This window comes from Hydrogenophaga sp. (assembly GCF_019635465.1).
Lineage (GTDB): Bacteria > Pseudomonadota > Gammaproteobacteria > Burkholderiales > Burkholderiaceae_C > Hydrogenophaga.
The window spans coordinates 111,379-122,223 of sequence record NZ_JAHBZK010000016.1; the positions used below are offsets into that span (position 1 = coordinate 111,379).

Here is a 10,845-nt window from a genome sequence, read left to right on the forward strand (position 1 = left end):
AATGGCGCCCGATGCTCACCAACTGGTGGCGCGGCGACCGTCGTGGTGAATGAGGCTCCCGTTGTCGTCGGGGCCGAGGGTGGCGATGACGTGGCGCATGCCGGCGACGCTGTCGCCCACGCTCACGGGGGCGGTGCGACCGCCCATGTCGGTCTGCACCCAACCCGGGTCGAGCGCAATGCAACGCGCGCGCGGGTAGTCGTGTCGCGCGCTGGCCACCGCCATGTTGAGCGCGGCCTTGCTGATGCGGTACAGCCAGGCATTGCTGGCGGGCACCTGGCCGATCAGGCTCATGGTGCTGGAGAGCACGCCGAACACACCGTTGGCCGACTCCACACCTGGAAGCACCTGTGGAATCGCCTGCAGCGCGCCGAGCACGTTGGTGTGCATCAGCCGATCGAACGCGTCGCGCGTGGGCGGGTGACGCGCGTCGGCGCGGTCGATGACCCCGGCCACGTAGAGCGCAATGTCCAGTGCCTCGCCGTCGAGCGACCAGGTCAGACTGCTGACGCTGGCCGGCTCGGCCACATCCACCCGCAGGGCCTCGGCGCCGAGCTCGCGCAAGCGGGCCATGGCGTCGTCATCGCGCGCGGTGGCGATCACGCGTTGGCCCGCGTCGCGGTACTGGCGCACGAACTCCAGCCCGATGCCCCGGGACGCGCCAATGATCAGGACGGTGGCCATGCGCGGCGTGGATCGATCAGATCAGCTCGATGGCCATGGCGGTGGCTTCGCCGCCACCGATGCACAGGGTGGCCACGCCCTTCTTGCCGCCGCGCGCCTGCAGCGCGTGGATCAGCGTGACCAGGATGCGCGCGCCGCTGGCGCCGATGGGGTGACCCAGCGCACAGGCACCGCCGTTGACGTTGAGCTTGTCGTGCGAGACCTTGAGTTCGGCCATGAGCGCCATGGGCACCACGGCAAAGGCCTCGTTCACTTCCCACAGGTCCACGTCCTCGACCTTCCAGCCGATGTTGCTCAGCAGCTTCTGCGTGGCGTACACCGGCGCGGTGGTGAACCAGTTGGGTTCCTGCGCGTGGGTGGTGTGGCCCACGATGCGCGCGATCGGCTGCGCGCCCAGCGTCTTGGCGGTAGACGCCTTGGCCAGCACCAGCGCGGCAGCGCCGTCGTTGATGGACGAGCTGGACGCAGCGGTGATGGTGCCGTCCTTCTTGAAGGCGGGCTTGAGTGCCGGGATCTTGTCGAGCTTGATCTTGCCGGGGCCTTCGTCGATGGAGACGACGCGCTCACCGCTGCGTTCTTTCACGGTGACCGGGGTGATCTCTTTGGCAAAGGCGCCGTTTTCGGTGGCGGCCTTGGCGCGCGAGACGGAGGCAGTGGCGAAGGCGTCCTGCTGCTCGCGGGTGAAGCTGTACTTGGCGGCGCAGTCTTCACCAAAGGTGCCCATGCTGCGGCCGGGCTCATAGGCGTCTTCCAGGCCGTCGAGCATCATGTGGTCGTAGATCTTGTCGTGGCCCATGCGGTAGCCGCCACGGCCCTTGAGCATCAGGTAGGGGGCATTGGTCATGCTCTCCATGCCACCCGAGACCATGACCTGCGCGCTGCCGGCCATGAGCATGTCGTGCGCCAGCATGGTGGCCTTCATGCCCGAGCCGCACATCTTGGACAGCGTGACCGCGCCCGTGGACAAAGGCAGCCCGCCCTTGAGCGCGGCCTGGCGCGCCGGGGCCTGGCCCTGGCCGGCCATCAGGCAGTTGCCAAACAGCACTTCCTCCACGGCCTTGGGGTCGATGCCGCTGCGTTCAACGGCGGCCTTGATGGCGGCGCCGCCCAGGTCGTGTGCGGCCAGCGGCGAGAAATCGCCCTGGAAGGCGCCCATGGGGGTGCGCGCAGCACCGAGGATGACGATGGGGTCGGACATGGTGAGCTCCTGTGTGTGGAAGGTGATTCAGCCGCGCTGGCGCGAGCCGACTTCGGCCACCGCCTGGCGGTAGGCGGCGTCGACATCTGCGTTGCTGCGCAAGCTCATGTGCAGGTCTTGCAGCAGGCCGTCCTTGAGGCCGTAGACCCAGCCGTGCAGCGTCACGGCCTGGCCCCGGCTCCAGGCGTCCTGCATGACGGTGGTCTGGGTCACGTTGACGACCTGTTCGATGACGTTGAGCTCGCACAGCGCGTCGTGGCGATGTGCCTCGGGCAAGCTGGCCAGCAAGGAGGCGTGTTTGTCGCGCACGTCCTTGATGTGGCGCAGCCAGTTGTCGGCCAGGCCCACGCGGGTGTCACGCAGGGCGGCCAGCACGCCGCCGCAGCCGTAGTGACCCACCACCATGAGGTGCTCGACCTTGAGCACGTCGACCGCGAACTGAACGGTGGACAGGCAGTTGAGGTCGGTGGGCACCACCACATTGGCCACGTTGCGGTGCACGAAGACTTCGCCTGGCTCCAGACCCGTGATCTGGTTGGCGGGGACGCGGCTGTCGGAGCAGCCGATCCACATATAGCGCGGGCTCTGCTGTTGCGACAGCTTGGTGAAGAAGCCCGGGCGCTCGGATTCGACCTGGGCGGCCCAGCGGCGGTTGTGGTCCAGCAGTTGTTGGAGATCGTCGTTCATGGCGGCGTTTTGCGTCGTGTGTTTGGCGGTGGGTGCCTGGGTCGATCACATGGTCTCGGCGAACAGCTCGCGGCCGATCAGCATGCGGCGGATTTCGCTGGTACCGGCGCCGATCTCATAGAGCTTGGCATCACGCCACAAACGACCCAGCGGGTACTCGTTGATGTAGCCGTTGCCGCCGAAGATCTGCACGCCTTCGCCGGCCATCCAGGTGGCCTTCTCGGCCGTCCACAGGATGACCGAGGCGCAGTCCTTGCGCACCTGGCGCACGTGTTCGGCGCCCAGCATGTCGAGGTTCTTGGCCACGGTGTAGGCAAAACTGCGCGCGGCCTGCAGCACGGTGTACATGTCGGCCACCTTGCCCTGGATAAGCTGGAACTCACCGATGCTCTGGCCGAACTGCTTGCGATCGTGGATATAGGGGATCACGTTGTCCATGACCGACTGCATGATGCCCAGCGGCCCGCCGGTGAGCACGGCGCGCTCGTAGTCGAGGCCGCTCATCAGCACCTTGGCGCCGTTGTTGAGGCCACCCAGGATGTTTTCGGCCGGCACCTCGACGTTCTGGAACACCAGTTCACCGGTATGGCTGCCGCGCATGCCCAGCTTGTCGAGCTTCTGCGCAATGGAGAAGCCCTTCATGCCTTTCTCGATCAGGAAGGCGGTCACACCGCGCGCGCCCATTTCGGGCTCGGACTTGGCGTAGACCACCAAGGTGTCGGCGTCGGGGCCGTTGGTGATCCACATCTTGCTGCCGTTGAGCAGGTAGTAGCCGCCCTTGTCCTCGGCCTTGAGCTTCATGCTGATGACGTCGGAGCCGGCCCCGGGCTCGCTCATGGCCAGCGCGCCCACATGCTCACCACTGATGAGCTTGGGCAGGTACCTCTGGCGCTGGGCGTCGTTGCCATTGCGCTTGATCTGGTTCACGCACAGGTTGGAGTGCGCACCGTACGAGAGCCCCACCGAAGCGCTGGCGCGGCTGATCTCTTCCATGGCCACCATGTGCGCGAGGTAGCCCATGTTGGCCCCACCATAGGCCTCGGGCACGGTGATGCCGAGCACGCCGAGCTCGCCCATCTTGCGCCACAGGTCCATGGGGAACTGGTCGCTGCGATCGATCTCGGCCGCGCGCGGGGCGATCTCGGCCTGTGCGAAGTCGCGCACCGCGTCGCGCAGCGCATCGATGTCGTCGCCAAGCTGGAAGTTCAGGCCGGGTAGCTGGTTCATGGTGAGGGTCTCCTGGGTCGAATCGGGTCAGCCGCGCACGTTGTCGCGGCCCAGTACGGTCATCAGCGTGCAGCCCATGGTGGCAACGAGCTTCTCTTTGCCGCCATGCGTGGCGTAGGCATGGCCTTCGGCCACCGTGACGGTGCGCCCGGGTTTGATCACGTTGCCGACCATGCGGAAGTGCTCGCCCTGGGCCGGCGCCAGCAGGTTGATCTTGAACTCGATGGTGAGCACGGCGGCCTCGGCCGGCATGAGCGAAAACCCGGCGTAGCCGCAGGCCGAATCGAGCGCGGTGGACACCATGCCGGCGTGCAGAAACCCGTGCTGCTGGGTCAGGTGCGCGGCCCACGGCAGCGTGATCACCACGCGCCCGGGGAGCACCTCGGACAACGTGGCGCCCAGGGTCGTCATGGCGGCCTGGCGCGCAAAACTGTCGCGCACGCGCTGGGCGTAGTCCGGGTCCTGGGCTTGAAACGGGGTGCTCATGGGGATTGCCTCCGAGGGGGGTGCATCGCGGGGCAGTGCCCGCTGGGGCAGCCGGGATTCTATGTTGACGTTTACGTAAACGTCAATTCAAGGGGAATGCCGGCCGGGTGCATTTCAGCCGGGCTTGCGCTCGATCTTCGCCAGCAGCGCGCGCGCTTCCTTCTCGTGCGTTTTCACCTCATCGAGGTTGGCCTCCAGGTCGGCCATCTGCTCCTCGAGCTGGCGCCGGTGGTCGGCCAGCACGGTCAGGAACTTGCGCAGCTGCGGCCCGGTGTCGCGCGGGCTGTCGTACATGTCGATGATGTCCCGGGCCTCGGTCAGCGACAGGCCCAGGCGCTTGGCGCGCAGCGTGAGCTTGAGGCGCGTGCGGTCGCGCGCGCTGTAGACCCGGTTGCGCCCGCCCGGGCCATCGCGCAGCGGCTGCAGCAGGCCCATGTCCTCGTAGAAGCGGATGGCTCGCGTGGTGAGGTCGAACTCGCGCGCAAGGTCGCTGATGGTGAAGGTCGGGTTGGTGGCCATGGAACGGTGTCGGGTGGCGGACAGGGAACGCCGGTGCTGCTCCGTAGAATGCCCGTTTCTTGACGTTTACGTCAACGTCAAGCCGCGCGCATCTTAATTCAATCGCCCCCCATGAGCCTCTCCCGCGACCAGCTTGAAGCCCGCCTCCAGTACCCCCAGGGCACCACGCTGCCCGAACCCGGGCGCGCGCTGGTGGTGGCGCCCGGCGTGAAGTGGGTGCGCATGACGCTGCCCTTTGCGCTGGACCACATCAACCTCTGGTTGCTGCGCGACACGCTGGACGGCCGCGAAGGCTGGACCGTGGTGGACTGCTGCATCGCACGCGACGAAGCCAAGGCCCGGTGGGAACAGGTGTTCGCCAATGAGCTCGACGGCCTTCCGGTGCTGCGCGTGATCGTGACCCACATGCACCCCGACCACATCGGCCTGGCCAGCTGGCTGTGCGACAAGTGGCAGTGCCGCTTGTGGATCAGCGCCACCGACTACGCCATGGCGCGCATCGGCTCGCAGAGCACCACCGGCTTTGGTGGCGACGCGGCAGCGGCCTACTTTGCCAGCCATGGCCTCGTCGACCCCGCCAGCGTGCAGAAGATCCGCGAGCGTGCGCGCTACTACCCGGGCCTGGTGCCGGATGTGCCGGCACGGTACCGGCGGCTGATCGATGGCCTCGACGTCACCGTCGGTGGCCAGGTCTGGCGCTGTATCAGCGGCTATGGCCACGCACCCGAACACATTGCGCTGTGGTGCGAATCGCTGGGCGTGCTCATCAGCGGCGACATGGTGCTGCCGCGCATCTCCACCAACGTGAGCGTCTACGACCAGGAACCCGAGGCCGATTCGCTGCGCCTGTTCCTGGACTCCATCGACAAGTTCCGCTCCTTGCCCGAACAGACGCTGGTGCTGCCGTCGCACGGCCGCCCGTTCACCGGACTGCACGAGCGCATCCAGCAACTGCACGACCACCACGACGAGCGCCTGGCTGAGGTGACCCAGGCCTGCCGCGAGAAAGCCTGCAGTGCCACCGACGTGCTCCCGGTGCTGTTTCCGCGTGCGCTCGATCTGCACCAGACCACGTTTGCCATGGGCGAGGCCGTGGCGCACCTGAACCGCTTGTGGCACGCGGGCGTGCTCAGCCGTGTGCAGGACGGCGAAGGCGTGTGGCGCTTCGCCACCGTCGCCTGATCGGCGTCAGACCTCGCCCAGCGGCAGCGCAGCGTCCTTCAGCGCGCGCCGGCGCTCCTGGTGATCGGGCATCACGCTGGCCACCACGTCCCAGAAGCGCGGGCTGTGGTCCATGTGGCGCAGGTGGCTGAGTTCGTGCACCACCACGTAGTCGATCATGTCCATGGACAGATGGATCAGCCGCCAGTTCAGGCGGATGCGCCCGTCGGCGCTGGCGCTGCCCCAGCGCGTGTCGGCGTTGGACAGCGACAGCCGGGTCCAGCGCACGCCCAGGCGCGGCGCAAACAGGTCCAGCCGCTCGGTGAACACGCTGCGCGCATGGCGCATGAGCCAGGCCTGCGCGGCGTCGCGGATCTGCGCCTCTTTGGCGTGGTGCGGCAGGCCCACGTGCAGGGTGCGTGTGGGCGCATCAAATGCGGCGCCGCGACCGGAGAAGCCATGCGCTGGGTCCAGCCGCAGCCAGGCGGGCTCGCCCAGCAGCGGCAGCTCGACGCCGTCGGCCCAGCGGATGCGCGAGGCGTCGCGTCGTTCGGCGCGCTCGCGCGCCTCGGCCAGTTTGTCGAGCACCCAGGCGGCCTTCTCCTGAATGACCGCCTCGACCTCACCCAGCGTGCTCCAGCGCGGCGCCCGCACGCTCAAGCCCTCGCTGCCCACGCTCAGGCCGATGGTGCGGCGCTTGCCGCGTTGAAACTCATAGCCCACCTCGCAGCCGCGCAAGCGCACCAGGCGGTTGGCGCGCGGGTGGTGCCAGCTGGCGGGCTGGAACACCGCCTGCATGGGCAGGGCCGGGGGTGCTGGCGTGTTGTCGGTGGTCTGCGCGGAAGGTGCTACAGGCGCGGACGCAGGTTCGCCGAACAGGTCGAGCGCCAGCTGGATGAAGCGCTCCATGGGGCCTTCAGCGATAGGCATCCGGATCAAGCCGGCGCATTTCGGCCTCGATCCAGGCCTCGACCTCGCGCATCAGCTCGTCAGCCTCGCGCCCCTCGCTGGGAATGGGTTTGCCGATGGAGAAGTCCACCACGCCAGGCCGCTTCACGAAGGCCTTGCGCGGCCAGCACTTGGCGGAGGTGACCGCCACCGGAATGACCGGCGCCCCGGTGGCCACGGCCAACCGCGTGCCGCCGGTCTTGTAGTTGCCCTGCTGGCCGCGCGGGATGCGCGTGCCCTCGGGGAACATGATCACCCAGGTGCCCAGGTCCAGCAGGCGCTGGCCCTGCTCGACCACCTTGTTGAAGGCCTGGGTGCGCTTGCTGCGGTCGATGTGGATCATGTCGAGCCGGCCCATGGCCCAGCCGAAGAAGGGCACGTAGAGCAGCTCCTTCTTGAACACATAGGCCAGCGGGTGCGGCATCAGCGTGGGCATGGCGAAGGTTTCCCAGGTGGACTGGTGCTTGACCAGCAACACCGCCGGGGCGGTGCTGCCCACCGGCAGGTTCTCCATGCCGCTCACGCGGTTGCGGATGCCGAGGATGAGTGTGCCGCTGTGCACCGCCACCCGCAGCCAGCCGGCGCACATCCAGTACAGGGTGACGCTGCTCACGAAGGGCGAGACGATGACCACCGCCAAACCCCAGGGAATGACGGTGATGGCCATGACCAGCATGTGCAGCACGGAGCGCAAGGCGTTGACGAGGTACATGCGGGTTCAGGCAGAGGCTTTGGGGGCGGGCGCCGGCTGCTCAAGCAGCCAGTCGGCAAAGGCACCGAGATCGGCGTGCAAAAGGGTGCCGGGCGGCAGCTCGTCGATCGACTCGGCGGCGCGATCGCCGAGGTGCGCGGACAGGCCCGTGAGCAGCAGGTGCGGCGGGCAACCCGCAGCAGCACCGGCCTGCACATGCCGCAGCGAGTTGCCGGCGGCGGGCACATCGGTAAGCGGCACGCCAAAGCGCGCGCCGATCTGCAGGAACAGGCCGGGCGCCGGCTTGCGGCAGGCGCAACCGTCTTCCGGCGCGTGGGGGCAGATGAACACCGCCTCGACGCGTGCACCCACGGCCGCCAGCTGGCGGTGCATCTTGACGTGGATGGCGTTGAGCGAGGCCATGTCGAACAGGCCGCGGCCGATGCCCGACTGGTTGGTGGCCAGCACCACGCGCCAGCCGCCGTGGTTGAGGCGGGCCACCGCCTCGAGCGCGCCTTCGAGCGGCTCCCACTCATCCGGCGACGCCACCTTGTCGTCGCGGCTGCGGTTGAGGGTGCCGTCGCGGTCGAGGATGAGCAGCTTCATGCCGCGATCATGCCGCGAGTCGGGACAGATCGGCCACGCGGTTCATCGCGCGGTGCAATTGCTGCAGCAAGGCCAGGCGGTTGGCCTTGAGCGCGGGGTCGTCGGCATTGACCATGACGCCGTCGAAGAAGGCGTCGACCGGCGTGCGCAGCGCGGCCAGGGCCTGCAGGCTCGCGGTGAAGTCGCCGGCCTCGAACTTCGCGTCGGCCGCCGGCACGGTGGCCTGCATGGCCGCGAAGAGTGCTCGTTCGGCGGGCTCTTTCAGCAGCGCTTCGCTCACCGCGTCGCCGACACCGTCGGATTTCTTGAGGATGTTGCCGATGCGTTTGTTGGCGGCGGCCAGGGCGGGGGCTTCGGGGAGGGAGGCGAAAGTGCGTACGGCGTGCAACTGGCGAGGCACGCTTCCCAGCGAGACAGGTCGCATCGACACAACCGCGTCCACCTCCGCGGCGGAGTACCCCTGCTCCTTGAGCGAGCCGGCAAGCCGCTCATAGATGAACGTTTCGAGATCGGCGTGGGCATCGCCCAGCTTCCCTTTAAGGAACACTTCGAACCCAAGATTGACGAGCTTGTTCAGAGCCAGCGCCAGATCCTGCTCTGTGAGCATCCGGATGACACCCAGCGCATGCCGACGCAGCGCAAACGGGTCCTTGTCGCCCGTCGGCAGGTTGCCGATCCCAAACATGCCCACCAGCGTTTCCAGCTTGTCCGCCAGCGCCACCACGGTGCCCACCAGGTTGCGCGGCAGCGCGTCGCCCGCGAAGCGCGGCTTGTAGTGGTCTTCGATCGCGAAGGCGATGTCTTCGCTCAAGCCGTCGTGGCGCGCGTAGTAGCCACCCATGATGCCCTGCAGTTCAGGAAACTCGCCCACCATGTCGGTGAGCAGGTCGGTCTTGGCCAGGCGCGCCGCGGTGTCGGCCTGCTCGGCCAGCACGTCGCCGCCCAGCTGCCGGCCGATGGCACGCGCGATCACGCGCACCCGCTCCACCCGCTCGCCCTGCGTCCCCAACTGGTTGTGATAGACCACCTTGCCCAGGCCCTCGACGCGCGATGCGAGCGTCTTTTTGCGGTCCTGGTCGAAGAAGAACTTGGCGTCGGCCAGGCGCGGGCGCACCACGCGCTCGTTGCCGCCGATGACGGCGCTGGCGTCGGCCGGGCTGATATTGCTGACGACCAGGAAGCGGTGGGTGAGCCGGCCCTGCGCGTCGAGCAGCGGAAAGTACTTCTGGTTGGCCTTCATCGTGAGGATGAGGCACTCCTGCGGCACATCGAGGAACTGCTTTTCGAATTCGCAGACCAGCACGTTGGGGCGCTCGACCAGCGCGGTGACTTCGTCGAGCAGCGCGTCGTCGTCGATGGGCCGGCAACCGCCGCCCACCTCGGCCGCTTTGGCGGCGAGCTGGCGCGCGATGTCGGCGCGGCGCTCGGCAAACGAAGCGATGACGGCGCCGTCGCTGGCCAGCGTGGCGGCGTAGGCGTCGGCGTTGGGGATCACCACCGGGTCGACCCTGGCCTCGAAGCGGTGCCCGTGCGTGGCCTGGCCCGCCTGCAGGCCCAGCGCTGAGACCGGCACGACCTCGGTACCGTGCAGCGCCACCAGGCCGTGCGCAGGCCGCACGAACTGCACGCTGTCCCAGCCGGGCAGCGCGCAGCCGGACTCAAGCTGGTAGGTCATGACTTTGGGAATGGGCAGTTGGGTGATGGCTTCATCCAGCGCCCTCTGCAGGCCAACCGCGATCTCGGCACCTGGAGCGATGTTGTCGAAGAACAGCGCCTCGGCCTTGCCATCCTGGGCGCGGCGCAGGCCAGCCACGGCAGACGCATCGGCGCCCAGAGCGCTCAGGCGCTTGAGCAAGGCGGGCGTAGGCTGTCCGTTCGCATCAAGACCCACGGCGACAGGCATGAGCTTTTGCGACACCGGCTTGTCGGCGGCCTTGGACAACACCCCCACCACATGCACCCCCAGCCGACGCGGCGAGGCGTACGCTGTGACGGTGGCGTCGGCCGGCGCCAGGCCCTGGGCCTTGAGGCTGTTGGCCAGAACGGTGGCGAAGGCCTCGCCGAGTTTCTTGAGTGCCTTGGGCGGCAGTTCCTCGACGAACAGTTCGACGAGCAGGTTCTGTGCGGACATCGTTGTGCTTCTCGGGTCGGCGCCTCAGGCGGCCTTTTTCTCGATCTGTGCCACCCATTCGCGCGGCGCCATGGGAAAGCCCAGGCGCTCACGGCTCTCGTAGTAGCTCTGGGCCACGCTGCGCGCGAGGTTGCGGATGCGACCGATGTAGGCCGCGCGCTCGGTCACGCTGATGGCGCCGCGCGCGTCGAGCAGGTTGAAGCTGTGCGCGCACTTGAGCACCTGCTCGTAGGCGGGCAGCGCCAGCTGCTGCTCCATGAGGTGCTTCGCCTGCTTTTCGTGTGCGGCAAAGGCGGTGAACAGGAAGTCCGCGTCCGAGTGCTCGAAGTTGTAGGCCGATTGCTCTTTCTCGTTCTGCAGGTAGACGTCGCCGTAGCTCAGGCCGTCGGTCCAGGTGAGGTTGTAGACGTTGTCCACGCCCTGCAGGTACATGGCCAGACGCTCCAGGCCGTAGGTGATCTCGCCGGTGGCGGGCTTGCAGTCGATGCCGCCCACCTGCTGGAAGTA

Annotated in this window: 12 protein-coding genes; 1 reads left to right on the forward strand and 11 read right to left on the reverse strand. The window is 67.7% G+C overall.

Features of this window, described 5'->3' with window-relative positions; all coding sequences use genetic code 11:
- Positions 1-15 precede the first annotated feature (15 nt).
- From KF871_RS15140 to KF871_RS15165, 6 genes are all read right to left on the reverse strand, one after another.
- Positions 16-684 (reverse strand): SDR family oxidoreductase, encoded by a 669-nt coding sequence (locus tag KF871_RS15140; RefSeq protein ID WP_291144242.1) that lies wholly within the window; start codon positions 682-684, stop codon positions 16-18.
- A 16-nt stretch (positions 685-700) separates the two neighbouring features.
- Positions 701-1,882, reverse strand: a complete 1,182-nt coding sequence (locus KF871_RS15145) for an acetyl-CoA C-acyltransferase (RefSeq protein ID WP_291144244.1) — start codon at positions 1,880-1,882, stop codon at positions 701-703.
- 27 nt (positions 1,883-1,909) lie between these two features.
- Complete coding sequence (can, locus tag KF871_RS15150) at positions 1,910-2,569, reverse strand: carbonate dehydratase (protein WP_291144247.1); 660 nt, start codon at positions 2,567-2,569, stop codon at positions 1,910-1,912.
- Positions 2,570-2,614: 45 nt separating this feature from the next.
- A complete protein-coding gene (locus tag KF871_RS15155; RefSeq protein ID WP_291144250.1) occupies positions 2,615-3,796 on the reverse strand; it encodes an isovaleryl-CoA dehydrogenase in 1,182 nt (393 codons plus the stop codon).
- 27 nt (positions 3,797-3,823) lie between these two features.
- Positions 3,824-4,282, reverse strand: a complete 459-nt coding sequence (locus KF871_RS15160; protein WP_291144253.1) for a PaaI family thioesterase — start codon at positions 4,280-4,282, stop codon at positions 3,824-3,826.
- 114 nt (positions 4,283-4,396) lie between these two features.
- Positions 4,397-4,801, reverse strand: coding sequence for a MerR family DNA-binding transcriptional regulator (locus KF871_RS15165; protein WP_291144256.1), 405 nt, complete (start codon positions 4,799-4,801; stop codon positions 4,397-4,399).
- Between the two features lie 111 nt (positions 4,802-4,912).
- Between KF871_RS15165 and KF871_RS15170 the strand changes: the two genes are divergently transcribed.
- Positions 4,913-5,983: an MBL fold metallo-hydrolase gene (locus tag KF871_RS15170; RefSeq protein WP_291144259.1), complete on the forward strand. Its 1,071-nt coding sequence runs from the start codon at positions 4,913-4,915 to the stop codon at positions 5,981-5,983.
- 6 nt (positions 5,984-5,989) lie between these two features.
- On the opposite strand, the gene KF871_RS15175 is transcribed toward KF871_RS15170, so the two are convergent.
- From KF871_RS15175 to KF871_RS15195, 5 genes are all read right to left on the reverse strand, one after another.
- On the reverse strand, positions 5,990-6,871 hold the full coding sequence (locus tag KF871_RS15175; protein WP_291144261.1) for a M48 family metallopeptidase: 882 nt from the start codon (positions 6,869-6,871) through the stop codon (positions 5,990-5,992).
- A 7-nt stretch (positions 6,872-6,878) separates the two neighbouring features.
- Complete coding sequence (locus KF871_RS15180) at positions 6,879-7,622, reverse strand: 1-acyl-sn-glycerol-3-phosphate acyltransferase (protein ID WP_291144264.1); 744 nt, start codon at positions 7,620-7,622, stop codon at positions 6,879-6,881.
- Positions 7,623-7,628: 6 nt separating this feature from the next.
- Positions 7,629-8,207, reverse strand: a complete 579-nt coding sequence (gene gmhB, locus KF871_RS15185; RefSeq protein ID WP_291144267.1) for a D-glycero-beta-D-manno-heptose 1,7-bisphosphate 7-phosphatase — start codon at positions 8,205-8,207, stop codon at positions 7,629-7,631.
- A 7-nt stretch (positions 8,208-8,214) separates the two neighbouring features.
- Positions 8,215-10,338 carry a glycine--tRNA ligase subunit beta gene (glyS, locus tag KF871_RS15190; protein ID WP_291144270.1) on the reverse strand — a complete coding sequence of 708 codons (2,124 nt, stop codon included), beginning with the start codon at positions 10,336-10,338 and terminating at the stop codon, positions 8,215-8,217.
- A 24-nt stretch (positions 10,339-10,362) separates the two neighbouring features.
- Positions 10,363-10,845, reverse strand: a 483-nt coding sequence (locus KF871_RS15195) for a glycine--tRNA ligase subunit alpha (RefSeq protein WP_291144272.1), incomplete at its 5' end; no start/stop codon positions are given.

Bases quoted from the DNA above. Each gene is read 5' to 3' on its own strand.
- can (WP_291144247.1), bottom strand. From the start codon at position 2,569: ATGAACGACGATCTCCAACAACTGCTGGACCACAACCGCCGCTGGGCC.
- KF871_RS15180 (WP_291144264.1), bottom strand. From the start codon at position 7,622: ATGTACCTCGTCAACGCCTTGCGCTCCGTGCTGCACATGCTGGTCATG.
- KF871_RS15160 (WP_291144253.1), bottom strand. From the start codon at position 4,282: ATGAGCACCCCGTTTCAAGCCCAGGACCCGGACTACGCCCAGCGCGTG.
- KF871_RS15165 (WP_291144256.1), bottom strand. From the start codon at position 4,801: ATGGCCACCAACCCGACCTTCACCATCAGCGACCTTGCGCGCGAGTTC.
- KF871_RS15140 (WP_291144242.1), bottom strand. From the start codon at position 684: ATGGCCACCGTCCTGATCATTGGCGCGTCCCGGGGCATCGGGCTGGAG.
- gmhB (WP_291144267.1), bottom strand. From the start codon at position 8,207: ATGAAGCTGCTCATCCTCGACCGCGACGGCACCCTCAACCGCAGCCGC.
- glyS (WP_291144270.1), bottom strand. From the start codon at position 10,338: ATGTCCGCACAGAACCTGCTCGTCGAACTGTTCGTCGAGGAACTGCCG.
- KF871_RS15155 (WP_291144250.1), bottom strand. From the start codon at position 3,796: ATGAACCAGCTACCCGGCCTGAACTTCCAGCTTGGCGACGACATCGAT.
- KF871_RS15170 (WP_291144259.1), top strand. From the start codon at position 4,913: ATGAGCCTCTCCCGCGACCAGCTTGAAGCCCGCCTCCAGTACCCCCAG.
- KF871_RS15175 (WP_291144261.1), bottom strand. From the start codon at position 6,871: ATGGAGCGCTTCATCCAGCTGGCGCTCGACCTGTTCGGCGAACCTGCG.
- KF871_RS15145 (WP_291144244.1), bottom strand. From the start codon at position 1,882: ATGTCCGACCCCATCGTCATCCTCGGTGCTGCGCGCACCCCCATGGGC.